At 59.0% G+C, this 20352-nt stretch carries 20 protein-coding genes and 1 pseudogene; 11 read left to right on the forward strand and 10 right to left on the reverse strand.

The genetic code is table 11. From position 1 onward, the window contains the following. Window positions 1–4: 4 nt before the first annotated feature. The 4 genes from GQR96_RS18775 to GQR96_RS18790 form a co-directional block, all read right to left on the reverse strand. Window positions 5–2560 (reverse strand): fimbria/pilus outer membrane usher protein, encoded by a 2556-nt coding sequence (locus GQR96_RS18775; RefSeq protein ID WP_065905396.1) that lies wholly within the window; start codon window positions 2558–2560, stop codon window positions 5–7. Window positions 2561–2596: 36 nt separating this feature from the next. Next, the gene (locus tag GQR96_RS18780; protein WP_049093583.1) at window positions 2597–3259 is read right to left on the reverse strand and encodes a fimbrial biogenesis chaperone; all 663 of its coding nucleotides are present in this window, start codon (window positions 3257–3259) and stop codon (window positions 2597–2599) included. A gap of 194 nt (window positions 3260–3453) precedes the next feature. Then, window positions 3454–4035 carry a fimbrial protein gene (locus GQR96_RS18785; RefSeq protein WP_065905297.1) on the reverse strand — a complete coding sequence of 194 codons (582 nt, stop codon included), beginning with the start codon at window positions 4033–4035 and terminating at the stop codon, window positions 3454–3456. Window positions 4036–4734: 699 nt separating this feature from the next. Next, window positions 4735–6255: an acetaldehyde dehydrogenase ExaC gene (locus tag GQR96_RS18790; RefSeq protein WP_004205728.1), complete on the reverse strand. Its 1521-nt coding sequence runs from the start codon at window positions 6253–6255 to the stop codon at window positions 4735–4737. A 263-nt stretch (window positions 6256–6518) separates the two neighbouring features. Between GQR96_RS18790 and GQR96_RS18795 the strand changes: the two genes are divergently transcribed. Beyond that, window positions 6519–8306, forward strand: a complete 1788-nt coding sequence (locus tag GQR96_RS18795; RefSeq protein ID WP_004205727.1) for a sigma-54-dependent Fis family transcriptional regulator — start codon at window positions 6519–6521, stop codon at window positions 8304–8306. A gap of 2 nt (window positions 8307–8308) precedes the next feature. On the opposite strand, the gene GQR96_RS18800 is transcribed toward GQR96_RS18795, so the two are convergent. Further along, window positions 8309–8905, reverse strand: coding sequence for an undecaprenyl-diphosphatase (locus GQR96_RS18800; protein ID WP_004205726.1), 597 nt, complete (start codon window positions 8903–8905; stop codon window positions 8309–8311). Window positions 8906–8964: 59 nt separating this feature from the next. Continuing rightward, entirely contained in the window at window positions 8965–9882 is a 918-nt protein-coding gene (locus tag GQR96_RS18805; protein ID WP_065905299.1) for a LysR family transcriptional regulator, read from the reverse strand. 103 nt (window positions 9883–9985) lie between these two features. On the opposite strand from GQR96_RS18805, the gene GQR96_RS18810 reads away from it, so the two are divergent. The 3 genes and pseudogenes from GQR96_RS18810 to GQR96_RS18820 all read left to right on the forward strand — a co-directional run bounded on the left by GQR96_RS18810 (window position 9986) and on the right by GQR96_RS18820 (window position 11519). After that, window positions 9986–10591 (forward strand): FMN-dependent NADH-azoreductase, encoded by a 606-nt coding sequence (locus GQR96_RS18810; protein WP_004205724.1) that lies wholly within the window; start codon window positions 9986–9988, stop codon window positions 10589–10591. Window positions 10592–10665: 74 nt separating this feature from the next. Further along, window positions 10666–10965, forward strand: coding sequence for an ArsR/SmtB family transcription factor (locus GQR96_RS18815; RefSeq protein ID WP_002914277.1), 300 nt, complete (start codon window positions 10666–10668; stop codon window positions 10963–10965). Window positions 10966–10972: 7 nt separating this feature from the next. Beyond that, a pseudogene (locus tag GQR96_RS18820) lies at window positions 10973–11519 on the forward strand (rhodanese family protein). On the opposite strand, the gene lpxO reads toward GQR96_RS18820, so the two are convergent. Next, a complete protein-coding gene (lpxO, locus tag GQR96_RS18825; RefSeq protein ID WP_004205722.1) occupies window positions 11500–12402 on the reverse strand; it encodes a lipid A hydroxylase LpxO in 903 nt (300 codons plus the stop codon). The pseudogene GQR96_RS18820 and the gene lpxO sit on opposite strands and share 20 nt — an antisense overlap. A gap of 205 nt (window positions 12403–12607) precedes the next feature. Here lpxO and GQR96_RS18830 point away from each other — a divergent pair, with 205 nt between their 5' ends. After that, window positions 12608–12787 carry a YodC family protein gene (locus tag GQR96_RS18830; RefSeq protein ID WP_004205721.1) on the forward strand — a complete coding sequence of 60 codons (180 nt, stop codon included), beginning with the start codon at window positions 12608–12610 and terminating at the stop codon, window positions 12785–12787. 77 nt (window positions 12788–12864) lie between these two features. On the opposite strand, the gene stpA is transcribed toward GQR96_RS18830, so the two are convergent. Further along, the gene (gene stpA / locus GQR96_RS18835) at window positions 12865–13266 is read right to left on the reverse strand and encodes a DNA-binding protein StpA (RefSeq protein WP_004205720.1); all 402 of its coding nucleotides are present in this window, start codon (window positions 13264–13266) and stop codon (window positions 12865–12867) included. A 728-nt stretch (window positions 13267–13994) separates the two neighbouring features. Between stpA and alaE the strand changes: the two genes are divergently transcribed. Next, window positions 13995–14444, forward strand: a complete 450-nt coding sequence (gene alaE / locus GQR96_RS18840; RefSeq protein ID WP_004205719.1) for an L-alanine exporter AlaE — start codon at window positions 13995–13997, stop codon at window positions 14442–14444. 78 nt (window positions 14445–14522) lie between these two features. Here the strand turns inward: alaE and GQR96_RS18845 are convergent, their stop codons facing one another. Beyond that, entirely contained in the window at window positions 14523–14885 is a 363-nt protein-coding gene (locus GQR96_RS18845) for a DUF2002 family protein (RefSeq protein ID WP_002914291.1), read from the reverse strand. A gap of 149 nt (window positions 14886–15034) precedes the next feature. Between GQR96_RS18845 and GQR96_RS18850 the strand changes: the two genes are divergently transcribed. Continuing rightward, complete coding sequence (locus GQR96_RS18850) at window positions 15035–15382, forward strand: DUF883 family protein (protein WP_004205716.1); 348 nt, start codon at window positions 15035–15037, stop codon at window positions 15380–15382. 119 nt (window positions 15383–15501) lie between these two features. Here GQR96_RS18850 and GQR96_RS18855 read toward each other — a convergent pair whose 3' ends face one another. Further along, window positions 15502–16878: a MocR-like pyridoxine biosynthesis transcription factor PdxR gene (locus GQR96_RS18855; protein ID WP_053810035.1), complete on the reverse strand. Its 1377-nt coding sequence runs from the start codon at window positions 16876–16878 to the stop codon at window positions 15502–15504. A gap of 88 nt (window positions 16879–16966) precedes the next feature. Between GQR96_RS18855 and GQR96_RS18860 the strand changes: the two genes are divergently transcribed. The 4 genes from GQR96_RS18860 to nrdE all read left to right on the forward strand — a co-directional run bounded on the left by GQR96_RS18860 (window position 16967) and on the right by nrdE (window position 20348). Then, window positions 16967–17398, forward strand: coding sequence for a carboxymuconolactone decarboxylase family protein (locus GQR96_RS18860; RefSeq protein ID WP_004205714.1), 432 nt, complete (start codon window positions 16967–16969; stop codon window positions 17396–17398). Between the two features lie 183 nt (window positions 17399–17581). Next, entirely contained in the window at window positions 17582–17827 is a 246-nt protein-coding gene (gene nrdH / locus GQR96_RS18865; RefSeq protein WP_236948516.1) for a glutaredoxin-like protein NrdH, read from the forward strand. Beyond that, entirely contained in the window at window positions 17824–18234 is a 411-nt protein-coding gene (gene nrdI, locus GQR96_RS18870; RefSeq protein ID WP_004205706.1) for a class Ib ribonucleoside-diphosphate reductase assembly flavoprotein NrdI, read from the forward strand. The genes nrdH and nrdI overlap by 4 nt, the downstream gene beginning before the upstream one ends. Further along, window positions 18207–20348 (forward strand): class 1b ribonucleoside-diphosphate reductase subunit alpha, encoded by a 2142-nt coding sequence (gene nrdE / locus GQR96_RS18875; protein WP_017900618.1) that lies wholly within the window; start codon window positions 18207–18209, stop codon window positions 20346–20348. The genes nrdI and nrdE overlap by 28 nt, the downstream gene beginning before the upstream one ends. Window positions 20349–20352: the final 4 nt, after the last annotated feature.

The raw sequence follows: 20352 nt of genomic DNA on the forward strand, positions 1-20352 counted from the left end.
CGCCTCAGCGTGTCTGGCACAGTCCGGAGACGGTTTTCACCGTGTTCAGACTCTGCTGTGGGTTATCCGGAAGATGAAAATGCAGCCTGCAGCTCTGCGACTGGTTGTTCACGACCCAGCTCACCGCCAGGGTCCCCTCCTGCGGTACGCCGCTGAGGTACACCTGGCCGCCGTCAGCCACCATGCCGCCCGGCGCATTGCCGCTCTCCTCCGCCGTGACCAATTGCGCGCTGGCGCCAAACGGTAACGGCCCCTGGGCATTGCGGAGGGTAAACAGCACCCGGTTGCCAATGTGGGTCCGGTAGTTGGCCATCACCACCGCGCCGCCGCTGGGGATCACCGTCTGCCCCTGCTGGTCGACGTCGGTATCATCAGCCATCGACTCCGTGTCGAGGGTAATGACATTTTTCCGATAGGCGGTGAGGGACGGCACCACGGCATAACCGCGCCAGTCGGTGTGCACATTGTTGCCGTTTTGTACCGCCACCCCGGCGGCCCCCGGCGCGCGGACGATGGCGAAGCTCTCACCCACCGTCTGGCCGAAAGTGACCCCGTGCGGATGCGCGACCACCGAGCCGGCGCCTCCCCAGGTCAGCTGGTTGCTGGCGGCATCATGGCGATAGCCGAGCTGGGCGTTGCCGAAGCCGCCGTGGTAGTCGAGAGCAGCGCTGCTGTTGCTGCCTCGTCCCTGATTGCCATAGCCCTGCTGAACCGAGTAGAACAGGTTCGGCTGCGACGGCACCGCGCCATACAGCGACACCTGCTGCGAGGTATAGCCATTGCTGTCCGAGGTGGTGTTGTAGCTCACCGCGCTGTCGGACAGCGGACCACCCAGCGGAATATTGATATTGAAAGACCAGGAGCGATCATTTTTTTGCTGACCGCTGGCGCGGGTGTAGTAATAGCCCACCCCCCAGGAGATCCCTTTCCAGGCGCTGTAGAACCCGAGATGTACTGTCTCATCCCGGCTCTGCCGGTGCCAGTATTCCTGCGACCAGGCGGAAACCGCCAGACTCCCCAGATCGCCAAGGCTTTGTGACACCGAGATCTCTTCCCGTCGGCGCCGGTTGTCCACCTGCCCCTGCGCGCTTTCCAGGGCGCTGGCTTCGGCAAAATCGTAATAGCCGCTGGAGGAGTAGCGATAGCTGGCGAGGCTGAATGCGGTGCCCGAGCTGACAAAATTTTTCTGATACTGAGCGCGCAGCGAATGGCCCGCATAGCGCTTACCCGACGGGGTACGGGTGACGGCCTGGGTGACGTCGCCTCCCAGCGATCCGAATTCGCCGAAGCCGCGGCCCAGGCCCAGCGCCCATGACTGATAGTCCTGGGCCAGCTGCGTGCCGCCGTAGAGGGTAAATCCCGCCGACAAACCATAGAACAGGGTGCCCTGCAGGAATTCCGGCGAGCGCACCGAATCCGCCCCGGAGTGGTAGCGGCCGGCGCTGAGGCTGAATTTGCCTCGCCCTTCGCGCAGCATATACGGCACGGCGGAATAGGGTTGGGTAAAGGTGCGCACCGAACCATTGCTCTCGGTCACCTTCACCTCCAGATCGCCGCTCTGCGAGGTGGGGTAAAGATCGCTGATGGCGAACGCCCCCGGCGATACAAAGGTTTCGTAAATCACATATCCGTGCTGGGAGACGGTCACTTTGGCATTGCTGTGCGCCACGCCGCGAATGGTGGGGGCAAAGCCACGCTGGCTGTCCGGGAGCATCTCATCGTCAGACATCAGCTGTACGCCGCGAAACGGGATGCTGTCAAACACGTCGCCGGTGGTGTAAGTATCGCCGATCCGCAGCAGACTCTTCAGCGAGCGGACGTCGCGCTGCAGCCAGGTACTCTGTGAATCCCAGTGTCGGCGCTGCTGGTCGTACTGCATTGAGGAGACGTTGCGCAGCCGCCAGGCGCCCAGGTTAACGCCGCTGCGTAAATTGAGATAGTTTGAGCGGCTGCTCTCCCCGTCATCGGCGTTCTTGATTTGCGCGCCGGAAAAGTAGTAATCGACAAACGCGGCCGGCACGCCATCGTCCCAACGCGAGGGATCGACATAGCCGCGGCTTTGCACGTTCATCGCCGCCTGGGGAATACTCAGCGTCAGGCGCTGGTTAGCGAAGGTGAAGCGGCTGCTGGCGTCGGGAATAAACTTCTCGATCCGGGTGAAGGTCTCACCCTCATGCAGCGTTTGAAAAGCCGGAAACGCGCTAACGTTAACCCCATACTCCGCCAGCTGCCCGGGCGTCAGCACCGGCTGCAGCTTCCCGCCATCGTCAACAAACGTAATATCGGCCTGGCCCAGCTCCTGGTCGTTAACCACCACGGTGACAGGGTAAGTCCCCGGCTGCTGTCCGCCGGGTTTGGCAAAGTAGTGCAGATCGGAGGTTTGCTGCTGCGGGTCGGCAAACTCCAGCGCCGCCGGGTCAAAATAGTCGTCAGCCAGCGCCCGGCTCAGCGGGCTGAGACAACAGATCATCGTCGGCAGCGTCGCCAGCGCCAGCGCCCGTCCGGCGGTGACGGGCAACGCGGCATACTCCCGCACCCTGGCTGTTGTTATTCTTTTCATGCTGGCGCCGTCCGGTAAGCTCATTACAAAGGGGAATTACTGCTGGGCGAAATCGCTGACGCCGCCGTAGTCGTTAATCGCCCGCCATTTGACGGTGCCGTGCCCGGTCACCGACCACGTTTTCTGACCGAAGGGGGCCACCATGCCAGGGTCGTCGATTGCCTGCCCGCCCACCGCGACGGAATAAAAAGAGACAAAATAGGGAGTGGGGTTTGCCACCGTCAGATGACCGCCGGACTGACTAAACTTCAGCTGCTGCCAGGCTTTCGCCGGGTCGCCCGCCAGGCCGTTGGGGCGATAGAAGATTTTGAATTTCGACTTAATATTGACCTGCAGCTTGTTCACCTCGCCCTGGGGCGTCGGGGCGATACTTTTGACGTTCAGCCAGTAGACCGATTCACGGTCGCTGGGCAACGAGGCGCCAATAAAGTTAATGCGCAGGACGTTATTTTGCTCCGGATCGAGACGGAACAAGGGCGGTGTGACAATGAAGGGCACCCTGGCCTTATCGTTTTCCGCGTAATTTTCCACCCATGACTGCACCAGATAGGGCGTATGGGTATCGGCATTAGTGACTGAAATAGCAGCTTCACGCTTCCCTTCCTGATAAATCACACGGGTTCCACCCATGACAATACCGGCCTGCGCTGCCGTGGAGCACAGCAGAAAGGCCGCAACGGCAATTATTTTCTTCATCATGACTTACCATCAGGCAAAGGTTGAACAGACAATAAAATAAAGCAGTAAATAACAGAGCCAGTACCCGTCGGGATAATTAGCAAAAACAACTATACCGTCACGAATATATTTCATGACTTTATGACAATTATCTCTTTAGCTATCTGCAATTAATCAGGACGCAATGGACTGACTCTGAATAACGTGCAATATGATTAGTTATAAATCATATTGAAATTAGCCGTACCGTCGGCTTTACCTGCCGTCACGGTCGCCGAGGTGGAGACATAGTCGGCGTAAAACTCGAGGTCGGCAGTGCCGGTGCCGCCGCTGGAACCCGGAGTGACCGTTTGTTTTGCGGTCGTTTTACCGAGGCTGACCGCCGTCGTCTGATCGTGCTCATACAGCTTAATGGCTACGCCTTTGGCGCCGCCGTTGATGGCCAGCAGGGAGGTATCCGTCTGTTCACGCGCGCCGTCAAACAGCACGGCGACGGTAGTCACGCTGGCCGGGCAATCTTTCACTTTGATATGGAAAGGAGTTTTCGTGGTTTCGGCGCCGGTGCCGGTAAAATAGTTGCTGGCCCATTTGCCCAGATCCACAGGCTGGCCGGAAGAATTACTATCAACGTTGCAAGAGCTGTCGGTGATCGACCCATTGAAGGTGATCTGCCCGCCGGCGCCTTGCGCACTGGTGCCCGAGTTTGGATTAATGGTATTGGCCGCAGTAGCCTGGAAGGCGACGCCAGAAAGCAGCGCCCCTATGAGGATGGTGATAAAGCGAGGTTGTTTTTTCATTATTTATCTCATCGTTAACGAATATATTTTCCATCATCGCTAATAGCTCCATAGCTATCGCGAAACGGCTCGTCAGCTCCTCCCTGTAAATGTTCATTGCGTTCCTTCCGCAGGATAGTAGGCACACGTTCTCTCCACTCTGCTTTATTTCGCCAACAGATGGCCATGGATGACAAGCAGAAGAAAAAAGAGTTATTTTGATGTGCGAAATAAATATATTACCCGAAGTATCAAAAGGCAACCTGAGTAAATGTTAATTGTAGGTTAACAACTGTATTCGCCATAAACTTAATTTTTGAAATGGCTTTTCAATGTTAATTTACATATCTATACAAAAGAAATTAAAATACCTTTAAACAACAACAGATCAATTCCATTAACAAATTTAAAGATAAGTGTTCAAAAAGTCGTCTTGTTTTATTGTGCGCTTGCCGGGCAGCACCAAAAAATTAGGAATTTTCCTGGTATTAATATTCATCATTTCTACACAAACGACGCTAAGACAGTCAGCCCCATCCGATAATTTCTTGTTCTGGAAGTGTTTTTATTTTCAAGTGAAAGTAGTTATATCAGTGATGTGAATATATCGCCGTTGCCGCCGATACTAACCCATCGTTTGCATGGGGTTATTTTGAAGTAAAAAAAATCCGCAACCCGAATGGATTGCGGACTGGGGATCAATCAGAAATGAGATGGACTTCAGAACAGGCCCAGCGGCGCGGTGCCGTAGCTCACCAGCAGGTTTTTGGTTTGCTGGTAGGCATCCAGCGCCATCTTGTGCGTTTCCCGGCCGACGCCGGACTGTTTATAGCCGCCGAACGCCGCATGCGCCGGATAGACATGATAGCAGTTGGTCCATACGCGACCCGCTTTTATGCCGCGGCCCATGCGATAGGCGAGGTTAGTATCGCGCGTCCACACCCCAGCGCCGAGGCCAAACTGGGTCTCATTGGCGATAGCCAGCGCTTCCGCTTCGTCCTTAAAGGTGGTCACCCCGATCACCGGCCCAAAGATCTCCTCCTGGAAGGAGCGCATATCGTTGCGGCCTTTAATTAGCGTGGGCTGAATATAAAAACCATTATCCAGCGCCGGCGCGATAGCCGCCCGCTCGCCGCCTGTCAGGATTTGGCCGCCCTCTTCCCGGGCAATCTGAATATAGGAGAGGATCTTGTCGAACTGCTGGCGGGAAGCCTGGGCGCCGATCATGGTGTCGGTATCTAACGGATCGCCGCGGCGGATCTGCGCCACCTTCTCCATGACCCGCGCCATAAAGGGCTCATAGATGGATTCATGGATCAGCGCCCGCGACGGGCAGGTACAAACCTCACCCTGGTTGAAGAAGCCGAGCACCAGCCCCTCCACCGCCTTCTCAATAAACTCCTCTTCTCCCTCCATCACATCGGCGAAGTAGATATTGGGCGATTTGCCCCCCAGCTCGACGGTGCAGGGGATAATATTCTCCGCCGCGCAGGCGAGAATATGCCGCCCGACCGGCGTGGAGCCAGTAAATGCCAGCTTGGCGATACGTTTGCTGGTGGCCAGCGCCTCGCCCGCCTCTTTGCCGAAACCCTGCACCACGTTCAGCACCCCGGCCGGGAACAGATCGCCGATCAGCTCCAGCAGCAGAGTAATACTCAGCGGCGTCTGTTCCGCCGGCTTGAGCACCACGCAGTTACCCGCCGCCAGGGCCGGGGCCAGCTTCCACGCGGCCATCAGCAGCGGGAAGTTCCACGGGATAATCTGACCGACAACCCCCAGCGGTTCATGGAAATGGTAAGCCACCGTGGTTTCATCAATCTCGGCGGTACTCCCCTCCTGGGCGCGCAGGCAGCCGGCGAAGTAGCGAAAATGATCCACCGCCAGCGGCAGGTCGGCGTTCAGCGTTTCGCGGATCGGTTTCCCGTTGTCCCAGCTCTCCGCCACCGCCAGATATTCCAGATGCTGTTCAATACGATCGGCGACCTGCAGCAGCAGCCGGGAGCGCTGCTGCACTGAGGTTTTGCCCCACGCCGGCGCCGCACGGTGGGCGGCGTCGAGGGCGAAGTCAATGTCTCTGGCATCCGACCGGGGAAACTGCGCAATGTTGCTGCCGTCTACCGGGGAGGTATTCATAAAGAATTCACCGCTCAGCGGCTCGACAAATTTACCGTCAATAAAGTTGCCGTAAGCGGATTTAAATGAAACCAGGGCGCCGGGCTGGCCAGGGTGTGCATAACGCATCGCAAATCTCCTTCTGTAGGGTTGAGACGCAGCGGCATATTGATTTTTTAAACTTGCCGCCGAACGCTTCTCACTTTGCAGGGGTTATGCCAGTTTTTTATTTACTTTAAATCTTTTTATTTATTAATAGGTTGCCTTCACTAACTGGGCAGATGGTCAGCCACTGTTGCACGGGTTTCCACTTATGTGTTGCAAATCGCAACACCAAATAAACCAAATAGCTACAATATTGCAACACAGCAACATCGACCCAGAGGTGCCCTGTGCCAGGCAATCCCTTTCTTCTCGCACCAGAGGTTAACGCCAATCCCCTGCTGAGCGATTCATGGTCTCGCTGCCAGCGCTACGGTCTGGATCCCGCTACCGAGGATTTTCCCCGCCTCGACGCCGGCGAGCTGGCGGATCGACTCGCCAGCCACCGCAGCCTGCAGCAGTTGGCGCAGCCGGTGGTGGAAGCCCTGTCGCGCCAGGTGGCGGACCTGCAGTCGGTGGTGATCCTCTCCGACCCCGGCGGTCTGGTGCTGCACACCGTCGGCGATACCCAGGCGATGCAAAAGGCGCAGCGCGTGGCGCTGGCGCCCGGCAATCTGTGGAGCGAAAGCGGGCGTGGGACCAACGCCATCGGCACCGCGCTGGCGATTGACGACGGCTGCGAAATCGATGGCCGTCAGCACTTTCTCACCCGCAACCAGAATCTGTACTGCGCGGCGATGCCGCTCCAGCGGCCGGACGGAAGTATCGCCGGCGTGCTGGATATCTCCGGCCCGGCGGATTTTCCCCACCAGCATACCTTTGGCTGGGTGAAAGCAGCGGCAAAGCAGATTGAGTATCTGTGGGTGAAGCAGAGCCTGCATCCTGAGCAGTGGCTGATGAGCCTGCACCGGCAGGTGGACAAGCTCGACAGCGTCGAGGAGCTGCTGCTGGTCTTTTCCGATAACGTCCTCACCGCCGGCAACCGGCTGGCGATGCGCGAGTTCGGCCTGAGCGCGGCGCAGTTTGGCCAGCTCACCTTTGCGTCGCTTTTTCCGACGCTGACGCAAACGGCGGTCAGCGTTCCCCTGCCGCTGACCACCCCGCAGGGTCGCTATCACTATCGCCTGCGCGAGCCCACCCGCCGCCGGGTGGCGGTGAGCGCCCCGCCGGCCATGCAGCTCCCCTTCACCAGCCCGCGGGAAGGCGAAAAGCTGCTCCGGCTGCTTAACGCCGGCATCGCGCTCTGTATTGAGGGGGAAACCGGCAGCGGCAAAGAGTATGTCAGCCGCACGCTGCACCAGCACAGCCGCTGGCGCAGCGGTAAATTCGTCGCCATTAACTGCGCCGCCATCCCGGAATCGCTGATCGAGTCCGAGCTTTTCGGCTACCAGCCGGGGGCGTTTACCGGCGCCAGTAAAAATGGCTATATCGGCAAAATCCGCGAAGCCGAGGGCGGGGTGCTGTTTCTTGATGAGATCGGCGATATGCCGCTGGCGCTGCAGACCCGCCTTCTGCGGGTACTGCAGGAGAAAGAGGTGGCGCCGCTGGGCGCCAGCCGCAGCGTGCCGGTGAACTTCGCCTTGATCTGCGCCACGCACCGCAACCTGACCCAGCGGGTCAGTGCCGGCGAATTCCGCGAAGATCTACTGTGGCGCCTGCGGGAGTATGCCCTGGCGCTGCCTCCGCTGCGCGAGTGGCCAGCGCTGGAAACCTTTATCGCCACCCTGTGGCGCGACCTGGGCGGCGCTTCGCGCCGGGTGACGCTGTCCACCGCGCTGCTGACCCACCTCAGCCAGCTGCCGTGGCCGGGAAACGTACGCCAGCTGCAGAGCGTCCTGAAGGTGATGCTGGCCCTCGCCGATGAGGGCGACACATTAACGCCCGATGCGCTGCCGGAGACATATCGCACCGCGCCTGCGCCGCTGCCGCGCGGGGGATTGCAGGCCCATGACGAGCAGTTGATTGTCGATACCCTCGCCAGAGTCAACGGCAACGTCAGCCGGGCGGCGCAGATGTTGGGTATCGCCCGCAGCACGTTATACCGTCGCGCCGCCCGTGCCGGACGGCCACGCCGCTGAGACTATGGCGTAAAGCGCGCCGGCAGCCAGGAGAACATCCGCCGGCTGACGGCCTCGCACAGCAGCACCAGTCGTGGGCCGACCGCCTGCCAGACTCGCTTCGCCACGATGACCCCACCGACGGCGACCAGGGCCGCGCCCACCATATCCAGCGGAAAATGCACCCCAAGATAGATCCGCGACCAAGCCACCGGCAGCGCGGCCAGCAGCATCAGCAGGCCAAGCGCCCGCAGGCGCAGAGACAGCAGCGCAAACGCAGCACTGAACATTACCGTACCGTGATCGCTGGGAAAGCTGTTATCCGCCGGATGGCTTATCCAGGTATGGCCGAGGGGGATCATAAACGGCCGCGGATGGAACCAGAGCGTCCCGCACACCATCCCCAGCCCGAGGGAAATGATCACGGCCAGGGTCATAAACAGCGCCTGACGATGTCCCTCACGGCCACCGAGAAACCACAGGCCGAGCGCGATCGTCGGCATCATAAACACAATGCCATTGGCGCAAAAACTGGCCAGCGACAGCAGGCCATCCGCGGCGCCAGGCTGCGCGTTAAGCGCGAAAAAAACAGATTGATTCAGGGTTTCCAGGGCGTTCATGGCGATAGCTCTCAGTCGTCATCTTTCTGTCATTATCGCCCGGATGCCTTAAGATACCCTTAACCGCTGGGCGGTGTGCTTTTAGCAAGGCGCAGTCCTTCCCGCAGGGCATCGATCGCCACCCGCGTTTTTTGCGGCAGCCACGGCCCTTCCGGCCACACCGCGTGGATAGCGAAACGCACACGGCCGCTGGGCGCCAGAACCTGCTGCAGCGTCCCGTCGGCGAGCGCCTGCGCTACCAGCCAGTCCGGCAGCCAGGCGATGCCCATCCCCTGCTGCGCCGCGGCGGCGATGGCGGCAAAGTCATCCTGCACCAGCCACGCCTCCGGGGTGAAGCGCACTTCGCCCTGCTGCGGGTCGTAAAGTTGCCATTTTTGCAGCTGACCGTTATGCAGATAGCCGAGGGTGCGGTGCTCGCTCAGCCCGGCGATGGTCTGCGGCGCCGGCTGGCGGCGCAGGTACTCCGCCGCCGCGCACAGCACCATGCCATGCTCCCCCAGCGCCCGCGCCCGTAGCGACCCGGTATCGGCCAGGCTCCCGATACGCACCGCGAGATCAACCCCCTCTTCCAGCAAATTGACCTGCCGGTCGCTGTAGTGGAGCTCGAGCTTCAGCAGTGGATAGCGCTGACTCAGGCGGAACAGCAGCGGCGCCACGCAGCGCTGGCCAAACAGCACCGGCAGCGAAATCCGCAGCCGTCCCTGCACCTCGCCTTTGCCGCGCTGCAGCGCTTCTTCGGCCTCGCGAATGCGACCCAGCGCCTCCCGACACTGGTGATAAAATTGCTCTCCCTCTTCCGTCAGCAGTTGCCTGCGGGTGGTGCGCTGGAATAGCGCCACGCCGAGACGCGCCTCCAGCCGGGCAATGGTTTTCCCCACCGCCGATCGCGTGACGTGGAGGATCGTCGCCGCGCTGGCAAAGTTACCGCTCTCGACCACAGTGACAAACACCGGGATCGCGTTCAGATCGTCGCGCACAGATTGGTTCCTTACGGGATACAATAGCGGAAAATAATGTCACTCCAGAGAGAAAAAAGACAGTGTTAGTCTCTGCCTCTACCCTTTACCTGAGGCACTTATCATGGCTAACGTTCTGGTATTAAAATCCAGCATTAATGGCGAAACATCCCTGACCAATCAGCTGATTAACGAATTTCTCGCGGCGCGCCAGGCGGCGGGTCACCCCGATCGGATCCGCGAACACGATCTCAGCGCCATGGCGCTGCCGACGCTGGATGGCGCGCTGTTCGCCGCCCTGCGCGGGGCGGCGGATCCGCAGCCGGCCATCCGCGCGGCGGTTGCGCTCTCCGACCAGCTTATCGCCGAGTTAAAAGCCAGCGACCTGCTGGTGATCGGCGCCCCGATGTATAACCTCAACGTCCCGACCGACCTGAAGAAATGGTTCGACCTCGTGGCGCGGGCGCGGGAAACCTTTCGCTACACCGACAGCTGGCCGCAGGGGCTGGTCGAGGGCGTCCGGGCGGTGGTCGTCAGCAGCCGCGGCGGTATTCACCAGGGCGAAAGCACCGACGCCGTCACCCCCTATCTGCGCGCGGTGCTGGGGCTGATGGGGATCCATGAGGTGGAGTTTATCTATGCCGAAGGGCTGGATAACCGCCCGCACGGTCGCGACGCCGGGATCGCCAGCGCCCGTGCGCAGATAGCCGATCTCGCCGTTCCGGCCTGAGTCACGGGAAAATGTGCTGGCGCTGGCGGTCTTTTTATTTTAGAGTTATCTAAATTTAGAAAAAGCTAAAATACATGACCACACCTGAAGATCTGCAGGCCCGCGCCGGAGAAGCCGCCGCGCTAATGAAAGCGATGAGCAATCCTCACCGATTGCTGATCCTGTGCATGCTGTGCGACGCGCCGCGGGCCAGCGCCGGTGAACTCGCCCGCGCCACCGGCCTGAGCCCTTCCGCCACCTCGCAGCATCTCGCGCGGATGCGTGACGAGGGGCTGATCGACAGCGAACGCGACGCTCAGCGTATTCACTATTTCATCACCCATCCTGCAGTACAGCAGGTGATCAACACGCTGAAAACGCTCTATTGCCCGTGAGGAGCCTATGACCATCGCCACCTTAACCCCTGCCGAAGCCCGGGCGCAGATTGCCCAGGGCGCGAGACTGATAGATATCCGCGATGCGGATGAATACGCGCGCGAACATATTCCCGATGCCGAGCTGGTGCCGCTCGCCGCCCTGAACGGCGGCGCGACCCTAAACGCCCGGGCCGGCGAGCGCGTGATTTTTCACTGCCAGGCCGGCTCCCGGACGCAGAATAACGCCATTCGTCTGGCCGCCGCCGCCGCGCCGGCGCAGGTCAGCCTGCTGGCGGGTGGGATTCAGGCGTGGAAAGCCGCGGGGCTCCCGGTTGAGGAAGATAAATCGCAACCGCTGCCGCTGATGCGCCAGGTGCAAATTGCCGCTGGCGTTCTGATTTTACTGGGGGTGCTGCTGGGCTATACCGTGAACGGCGGCTTTTTCCTGCTCAGCGGCGCGGTCGGCGCCGGGCTCACTTTCGCCGGGGTGACCGGCTTTTGCGGCATGGCGCGCCTGCTGGCGATCATGCCGTGGAACCGGCGCCAGGGGAGTTAAAACGCACTCCAGATAAGCCAGGCAATGCCGCCGAAAAGCAGCCATTTGACGATGTAATAGACCGTCTTATTCCATTTTTTCAGCCGCTTGCCGACAATACGGATCTGGTAGATATAGCGAAATGCCCGGTTAATTCCGCCGGTGCGATCGCTGGCGTCGTTGGGCGCCGAGGCGGCGCTCATCAGATAGCGCCCCAGCCAGTGGTTGACCTTCTGCGCCCAGCGGTAGCGCATCGGCCGTTCAATATCGCAGAACAGAATCAGTCGATTCTCACCGCTGGTATTTTCTGCATAGTGGATATAGGTCTCGTCAAACAGCACGCCTTCCCCGTCGCGCCAGCTGTAGCGCTGACCATCCACCTCGATAAAGCAGCGGTCATCGTTCGGCGTCGCCAGGCCAAGATGAAAGCGCAGGGAACCGGCGTAGGGGTCGCGATGGCGCGGCAGACGGCTGCCGTCCGGCAGGGTGGCGAACATAGCCGCTTTTACCGACGGGATATCCCGCAGCAGCGCGGTAGTTTGCGGACAAAGCTGGCTGGCGGAAGGATGGGCATCCTCATACCATTTCAGATAAAAGCGTTTCCAGCCGGTTTTAAAAAATGAGTTAAATCCGGCGTCATTATATTTATCGGCCGCTTTAATCTGCTCCAGTTGCTGGAGGCGGATCCCTTCTTCGCGAATAACCAGCCAGTTCTGCTGCAATATCGCCAGCTCGGGAAACATCTCCGGGCGCAGATAAGGCGTATTCGGTACGCGGGAAAATAAATACATAAATCCATTCAGCGGCGCGGTAAATGTGGAATGGTCGGAGAGCTGTCGCCAGAAACGATAGCGCACCCGTCCGCGGTAATGGACATACAGTACAGCAATAACAATGATCAACAGAATGATATACTTCATGGTGTCTTTCCTGACCTGATTGGTGGTAACCCTACCCTCGCCGTCCCCCCTTCTCAGCAGCGGTATGGCGCCAGCAAAACATTAACAACTCTAATACATATACCTCCAAATTGTTTTAACAAAAAACAGCACACCCGGTGTTCAGTGAACGGGCGTTGAGCTATGGTTTAGGTTCATACGTAGTATTAACAGTGAGGAGTGAATGATGTTTTCTGTCGGCGATCTGGTGCAACCGCGTGCGGGCGGGCCAAAACTGAAAGTGATCGAAGTGCAGGGCGAGGATCTGGTGGTGGTTCAGGCCGCTCAGGAGCAGGGAGAACGCTATACGCTGAAGTCAGACGAGGTGACGCGATATCAGGAAGAGGGAGACTTCGGCGTCTGCTGAAGCTCCCTCGCTGCAGGTCATAAGGCCAGGCCGGGCGGTGGGTCTTCCCCGCCGTCGTGGCGCTGGCCGAATCGGTTTTAAATTAAAAAGCTGTCCAGCGATTTCCCCTCGGCGACCGCCAGGGCAATCGGCTTCGGCATTCTTCCCTGGCCGGTCCAGGTTTTCTCGGCGCCGGTATGATCGGTATAACGATATTTCGCCGGGCGCGGTTTCCGCTTTTTACCGCCCGCCATCGGCGGCTGAATATCGGCCACCAGCTCGTCAGGAGAAATACCATCGGCGCGCATCAGCTCAAGCCAGGTATTCACTTTTTCCTGATATTCCGCTTGCTGCTGTGCCGCCAGCTGCTGTTGCGTACGTATTTCTTCAGTGACGATCCTGAGCTTTTCCAGCATCTCTTCAAGCACGTCAATGGAGAATTCACGGGACAGCGCGCGCAGTGAACGGATATTATTCAGTTTGTGTAACATTGAAGACATAAAATTAAAAAATTCCAAATAGCAAATTAAAAGACACAACGCGGCAAGTGTAATAGAAACGTTTATTTATTTCCAGCCTGCGGTTGTCCAGATAAATATATTATGCAGAGAGTAAATCTCTTCCGCCTGCCCTATATCGGAAAATCCCCGATTCTTTTTCGCCAGCGCGGGCCAACGAGACCATGAATAAATAAAAGCGGCGGATAGTGAGATAGGAAAATATATTCAGCAGGCGATATTACCTTTATGGTCAGCGGCTTATCCTCTTATCGTCGGCGGATGCGCTGGCCCTCTCCACACGGCCTAATGAATAGTTACCCAGCTAGGAAGAATAAAACGCCACACGTCACTTTAGAATTTTTCACCACAAAAACCGGCATAATGGCATAAAAACATCTAAACGAGACTCTCATCACAGGCTAACGCGATTTTGCGCCACGGCGAGTGCTCAGACGCCGCCTCCCTGGTCAAACACCATGGCAAAACACCACATAACCACCTGAAAATAAACACATTTAATGAAAACAGCAATAAAAGTAGCGTAACGGGCAGAAAACCAACCGTCGCAGAGTATTTTATCGACAAAAAGGCAATAAATAAAAATTTATAGCTAGTTGCCACTTTTAATGCAGAGATATACTCTACGCACATCAAAACAGGCAGCCCAAAAACGCTATACCAACGCGCATTTTTCGGCGTTCTTGACTTCATTTTCGAGGAGCACTCCGATGTTCTCTGCGCACTCCCGCTTGCGGCACGCGGTTGCAGACACCTTTGCGATGGTGGTTTACTGCACCGTCGTCAACATGATGATCGAAATTTTTCTCTCTGGTATGACGTTTGAGCAGTCGTTATCGTCGCGCCTGGTGGCGATCCCGGTCAACATTATTATTGCTGTTCCTTACGGGATTTATCGCGATTTCGCCATGCGTCAGGCCCGGCGCATCACTCCGGCCGGCTGGATGAAAAATATGGCCGACGTGCTGGCCTACGTGACCTTTCAGTCGCCGGTATATGTCGCCATTCTGTGGAGCGTGGGTGCGGACTGGCACCAGATTGTCGCTGCGGTGAGCTCGAACCTGGCGGTATCGATGATGATGGGCGCCGCTTACGGCTACTTCCTCGACTATTGCCGCCGCCTGTTCCGCGTGGCTCCCTACCAGCAGGCAAAAGCCTGACCGACACGTTAACAGCGACTGGCTCTGCCAGTCGCTTCCTCCCGCCAGCCGACTTCGCCCGGGCCTTTATCCAGCGAATTAATTCGTCGACATGGCCGGCTGAGCTTCGCCAAATAGCCCATTCAGAAAACGCTCAAGCGCCATGCGTGAGCTAAATCCGTGCGGAATTCCATAATGCTGCTGCGCATCCCCGGCTAAATACAGCGGAAACTGTTCATAATGGTCGCAGGTTTTGATATCTGAAGCCGGTTCAGCCAGCATATTGCTGCGCTCTTTTAACGCCGGATGAATAACTAACGCTGTTCGCCCCATGCGCGCTTCGCGGTTCACATAAACATAATTATCGCCGCGGCGATAGCCGTACGCTTTTTGCGTCACAACATCCATGGTGAAGCCGGCTTTTTCAAGAACACGCGCCACCTCATCGGGTCTTAAATACATACTGATTCCTCGTTATCTTTTACCGCACATTGACCTTACCTTATTCATTAAGGGCAGTGCTTTCGGAATATTCCAGAAACCACAGCAGTAAGCATAATTCAAAATCTTGTCCTACACTTACTCACTCGATGGAATTAAGGGAGATAACGATGGCTAACCATGTGAACCGCAACAATTTTGACGATAACGCCGAAGATATTCATAACGATGTCAGCCAATTAGCGGACACGCTGGAAGAGGTGCTGAAATCGTGGGGCAGTGACGCGAAAGAGGAAGCGGAAGCGGCGCGTGCCAAAGCGCAGTCGCTGTTAAAAGAGACCCGCGCCCGCATTAATGGCCACAACCGGGTGCAGCAGGCGGCGCTGGATGCGCGCCAGGCAGCATGTGATGCGCTGGGCTGCGCCGATACCTACGTGCGCAATAAACCGTGGCACAGCGTGGGCGCCGCCGCCGCCGTCGGGGTATTTATTGGCGTATTGCTCAATTTACGTCGATAATAGCTATAGCGTTTGCTGCCGCCGCGCGATAAGCGTGCGGAAGCCCGCCTGCTTCACGGAAAGCAATGAAGATAACAAATACGCGTCAGCCCCTGCGCGCCTCTGGCCGCAGGGGTTTTTTATGCGCCATCGGGGGGGACGCCGCCGACGCCGATCGCCTCCCTCAGCCGCCGGGCCAGCGCGCCAGCCATTGCCGGCGAGCGAATATTGGTAAAACTCATCAGTAATCCCCCCTCGCCGGCATGGCGCATCCGCCAGTCGCTCAACGCCTGTACCGCCAGCCCGGCCGCCACCGCCCGTTGGGCCAACAGGCGATCGTCGCCGCTAACCGGCATGACCAGCTGAATCCCCCCTTGCTGCGGCGTAACCTGAAAGCCCTGCGCCTGCAGAGCCGACTCCAGCCACTGCCTGCGCTGGCTGTAGCTGGCGCGCATTTTTTTCAGATGACGCCAGAAATGGCCCTGCTGGATAAAATCCGCCAGCGTCTGCTGCCACAGGGTGGGAACCGTACAGGGCTGGCGCTCCACGGTCTGCTGAAAGCGCGCCGCCAGCGCGCTCGGCACCACCAGCCAGGCGGTGCGCAGCGCCGGAAACATCGACTTGCTGAAGGTGCCCGCGTAGATGACCCGCTGTGGCGCATCAAGGCTTTTCAGCGGCGGCAACGGTTTGCCGCGATAGCGAAACTCGCTATCGTAATCGTCCTCAATGATCCATGCGTCACGCTCCGCGGCCCATGCCAACAGCTGGCGACGCCGGGGCAGCGACAGCGCCACGCCCAGCGGACTCTGATGCGCCGGGGTGAGCAGGGCAAACCGCGCCTGCGGATGATGGCGCTGGCCCCAGGCGATATCCATCCCCTCGTCGTCCACCGGGATCGCATCCACCACCAGTTGCCCGGCCTCGACCACCGGGCGGATAAAGGGATATCCCGGATCTTCCATCCACATATGCTGCCCCGGCTGTGCCAGAGTACGCAGGATCAGGTTCATAGCGGTGGCATAGTTGCCGGCGATCAGCACCTGCTCCGGCTGACAGTCGATACTGCGCGACAGGCGCAGATAGTCGACGATCGCCTGACGCAGAAGCGGGTCGCCGCCGGGATCGCCGGGCGCCAGATCGAACCGCGACTGCGTGCGCAGCCGGCGCCCCATCACCCGCGCCCACAGCCCGCGCGGAAAGAGATCCAGCGCCGGGAGCCCCATCTGAAACGGCAACGGCTCCGCCGGCGCGGCAGGTTGCGCTGGCATTACCGGCGCCAGCTGGCGCGGACTGAGCCGTTCGCTGACAAAGGTTCCCGCCTGCCCGCGTCGCTCGAGCCAGCCCTGAGCGACCAGTTCGCCCCAGGCGTTTTCGATGGTTGCCCGGGAGACGCCCTGCTCCTGGGCAAACACCCGGCTGGCGGGCAGACGGCTGCCAGGAGCCAGTTCGCCCCGTTCAATGGCGGATTTCAGCTGGCGGGCAATACGCTGATAGAGAGGGAGGTGGCTGGCTTCCATTATGGTCTGCTTTTTTCATCACAATATGGCTATCTTTTGCAGTCCATTATAGTGCTATTTTGGCTGCCGTCTTAGAGAGGAGAACACCATGAGCCAATTACGTCAGCCATTCAGTGAACTAAGCCCGGAAGTCTATAAAGGGCTGGTGCAGGCCAGCCTCGCGCTGGAGAAAAGCGAACTGGGCAGCGCCCTGGTGGAGCTGGTCTATTTACGCGTGTCGCAGATCAACGGCTGCGCCTTCTGCCTTGAGAAGCACAGCCAGGCGCTGCGCAAGGGCGGCATGGCGCAGAGCAAACTGGATGCCCTGGCCGGCTGGCGGGTGAGCGACCATTTTACCCCTGCCGAACGCGCGGCACTGGCGTGGGCCGAGTCGGTCACCGACATCGCCGCCAGCCATGCGGAAGATGAGGTTTACCTGCCGCTGCGCGAACATTTTACCCCGCGTCAGATAAGCGATCTCACCTTCGCTATCAGCCTGATGAACGCCTTTAACCGCCTCGCCGTCGCCATGCGTCTGTAGTTTCGCGCAACCTTCCCCCTCCTCCGCCTGGCCATCCCGGAGGGGGAATCCTTTGCTAAAAACGCTATATATTGAGTGGTTGAAGTTTTAAATAACTACATCTAGTATTTCCTTATTGAATGGCCCACAACGTTCGACGCTACGTTTAGCGCCGTGCTGTTATCTTAAATGGAAATACGAATCATGCGCATTATTATTTACACTCGAAATGACTGCGTGCAGTGCCATGCCACCCGGCGAGCCATGGAGAGCCGGGGACTGGCCTTTGAAATGGTCAACGTCGACCATCAGCCGGATGCCGCCGACATCCTGCGCGAGCAGGGATTTCGCCAGCTGCCGGTGGTGATCGCCGGCGACCTGCGCTGGAGCGGCTTCCGCCCGGATATGATCAATCGCCTGCGCCCCTCCGTCGCGGCGGCCAGCGCATGAGCCTCATCGTCTACTTCTCCAGCCGTTCGGAGAACACCCATCGCTTTGTGCAGCGCCTGGGGCTGCCGGCGGTGCGCATCCCGCTGAACGAGCGTGAACATCTGCAGGTAGACGAGCCCTACATTCTCATCGTTCCCAGTTATGGCGGCGGCGGCACCGCCGGCGCCGTGCCGCGTCAGGCGATCCGCTTTTTAAACGACGTACATAACCGTCGACTGATCCGCGGGGTGATTGCCGCCGGCAATCGCAACTTTGGCGACGCCTGGGGGCGCGCCGGGGATGTCATCGCGCAGAAGTGCGCCGTGCCCTATCTCTACCGCTTCGAGCTGATGGGAACCCCCGACGATATCGATAACGTACGCAAAGGAGTCAGCGAATTTTGGCAACGACAACCGCAGAACGTATAACCGCCGCCGTGGATTTTCACGCCCTCAATGCGATGCTGAACTTATACGACAGCGAGGGCCGCATCCCGTTTGAGAAAGATCGCCAGGCGGTTGAGGCCTTTATGGCGACCCAGGTTCAGCCCAACACCCTCGCCTTTGCCAGCCAGGAGGATAAACTCAGCTGGCTCGTCCGCGAGGGCTATTACGATCCGCAGGTGCTGGCCGGCTATGACCGCGGGTTTGTGTTGGCGTTGTTCGACCATGCCCGGCGCGCCGCGTTTCGCTTCCAGACCTTCCTAGGGGCCTGGAAGTTCTACACCAGCTACGCGCTGAAGAGCTTTGATGGCAAACATTACCTCGAGGATTTCGCCGAACGCAGCGTAATGGTGGCCCTGACGCTGGCCCGGGGCGATGAACAGCAGGCGCGGCAGCTGACGGAGGAGATACTCAGCGGCCGCTTCCAGCCGGCTACCCCCACCTTCCTCAACGCCGGCAAACAGCAGCGCGGAGAGCTGATCTCCTGCTTCCTGCTGCGCATTGAGGATAATATGGAGTCCATCGGCCGGGCGGTGAACTCGGCGCTGCAGCTGTCGAAGCGCGGCGGCGGCGTGGCCTTTTTACTCTCTAACCTGCGCGAGGCCGGGGCGCCGATCAAGCGCATCGAAAACCAGTCCTCCGGCGTGGTGCCGGTGATGAAGATGCTGGAGGATGCCTTCTCCTATGCCAACCAGCTCGGTGCCCGCCAGGGGGCGGGGGCGGTCTGGCTGCACGCGCACCATCCGGATATTTTGCGCTTCCTTGATACCCGGCGTGAAAATGCCGATGAGAAAATCCGCATCAAAACCTTGTCGCTGGGGGTGGTGATCCCTGATATCACTTTCCAGCTGGCGAAAGAAGACGCGCAGATGGCGCTGTTCTCGCCGTATGATGTCGAACGGCTGTACGGCAAACCCTTCGCCGACTGCGCCATCGGCGACCTCTATCCGCAGCTGGTGGCTGACGAGCGGGTGGGCAAACGCTGGATCCGCGCCCGCGACCTGTTCCAGCGCCTGGCGGAGATCCAGTTTGAATCCGGCTACCCGTACATCATGTTTGAAGACACCGTGAACCGCGCCAGTCCAGTGGCCGGGCGGGTCACCATGAGCAATCTGTGTTCCGAGATCCTGCAGGTCAGTACGCCGTCCGCCTATAATGAAGACCTCAGCTATGCCCATATCGGGGAAGATATCTCCTGCAACCTCGGCTCGCTGAATATCGCCCATACCATGGACTCGCCGGATTTCGGCCGCACAATCGCCACCGCGGTGCGCGCCCTGACCGCCGTGTCCGACATGAGCCACATTCAGTCGGTCCCTTCCGTGGCGGCCGGCAACGCGGCCTCCCACGCCATCGGCCTGGGGCAGATGAATCTGCACGGTTACCTGGCGCGGGAAGGCATTGCCTACGGCAGCCCGGAGGGGCTGGACTTCACCAATATCTACTTTTACACCGTGACCTGGCACGCGCTGCACACCTCGATGCTGTTGGCTCGCGAGCGCGGTCAGCGCTTCGCCGGCTTCGAGCAGTCGCGCTACGCCAGCGGGGAGTACTTCGACAAATATCTGCATGAGGAGTGGCAGCCGAAAACCGCACGGGTCCGCGCGCTATTCGCCCGCGCCGGCATCTCCCTGCCCGACCGGGAAAGCTGGCGCCAGCTGCGCGACGACGTCATGCGCTATGGCATTTACAACCGCTATCTGCAGGCGGTGCCGCCCACCGGCTCGATCTCGTACATCAACCATGCCACCTCCAGCATTCACCCGATCGTCTCGAAGATTGAGATCCGCAAAGAGGGGAAAACCGGACGGGTGTACTACCCCGCGCCGTTTATGAATAACGACAATCTGGCCCTCTATCAGGATGCCTACGAGATAGGGCCCCAGAAAATCATCGACACCTACGCCGAGGCGACGCGCCACGTCGATCAGGGGCTGTCGCTGACCCTGTTCTTCCCCGATACCGCCACCACCCGCGATATCAACAAGGCGCAGATCTACGCCTGGAAGAAAGGCATTAAGACGCTCTACTACATCCGACTGCGCCAGCTGGCGCTGGAAGGCACTGAAATTGAAGGCTGCGTGTCCTGCGCGCTGTAAGGAG

The sequence above is a fragment of the Klebsiella sp. PCX genome (assembly GCF_021869705.1).
GTDB classification, from domain to species: domain Bacteria; phylum Pseudomonadota; class Gammaproteobacteria; order Enterobacterales; family Enterobacteriaceae; genus Klebsiella; species Klebsiella quasipneumoniae.

Coding starts and splice junctions, on each gene's coding strand:
- GQR96_RS18845 (WP_002914291.1), bottom strand. CDS start 14,885: ATGTATTTAAGACCCGATGAGGTGGCGCGTGTTCTTGAAAAAGCCGGC.
- GQR96_RS18810 (WP_004205724.1), top strand. CDS start 9,986: ATGGCTAACGTTCTGGTATTAAAATCCAGCATTAATGGCGAAACATCC.
- GQR96_RS18780 (WP_049093583.1), bottom strand. CDS start 3,259: ATGATGAAGAAAATAATTGCCGTTGCGGCCTTTCTGCTGTGCTCCACG.
- GQR96_RS18790 (WP_004205728.1), bottom strand. CDS start 6,255: ATGCGTTATGCACACCCTGGCCAGCCCGGCGCCCTGGTTTCATTTAAA.
- GQR96_RS18815 (WP_002914277.1), top strand. CDS start 10,666: ATGACCACACCTGAAGATCTGCAGGCCCGCGCCGGAGAAGCCGCCGCG.
- GQR96_RS18860 (WP_004205714.1), top strand. CDS start 16,967: ATGAGCCAATTACGTCAGCCATTCAGTGAACTAAGCCCGGAAGTCTAT.
- nrdI (WP_004205706.1), top strand. CDS start 17,824: ATGAGCCTCATCGTCTACTTCTCCAGCCGTTCGGAGAACACCCATCGC.
- GQR96_RS18785 (WP_065905297.1), bottom strand. CDS start 4,035: ATGAAAAAACAACCTCGCTTTATCACCATCCTCATAGGGGCGCTGCTT.
- GQR96_RS18775 (WP_065905396.1), bottom strand. CDS start 2,560: ATGAAAAGAATAACAACAGCCAGGGTGCGGGAGTATGCCGCGTTGCCC.
- GQR96_RS18850 (WP_004205716.1), top strand. CDS start 15,035: ATGGCTAACCATGTGAACCGCAACAATTTTGACGATAACGCCGAAGAT.
- GQR96_RS18830 (WP_004205721.1), top strand. CDS start 12,608: ATGTTTTCTGTCGGCGATCTGGTGCAACCGCGTGCGGGCGGGCCAAAA.
- GQR96_RS18800 (WP_004205726.1), bottom strand. CDS start 8,905: ATGAACGCCCTGGAAACCCTGAATCAATCTGTTTTTTTCGCGCTTAAC.
- GQR96_RS18855 (WP_053810035.1), bottom strand. CDS start 16,878: ATGGAAGCCAGCCACCTCCCTCTCTATCAGCGTATTGCCCGCCAGCTG.
- nrdH (WP_236948516.1), top strand. CDS start 17,582: ATGCGCATTATTATTTACACTCGAAATGACTGCGTGCAGTGCCATGCC.
- lpxO (WP_004205722.1), bottom strand. CDS start 12,402: ATGAAGTATATCATTCTGTTGATCATTGTTATTGCTGTACTGTATGTC.
- stpA (WP_004205720.1), bottom strand. CDS start 13,266: ATGTCTTCAATGTTACACAAACTGAATAATATCCGTTCACTGCGCGCG.
- alaE (WP_004205719.1), top strand. CDS start 13,995: ATGTTCTCTGCGCACTCCCGCTTGCGGCACGCGGTTGCAGACACCTTT.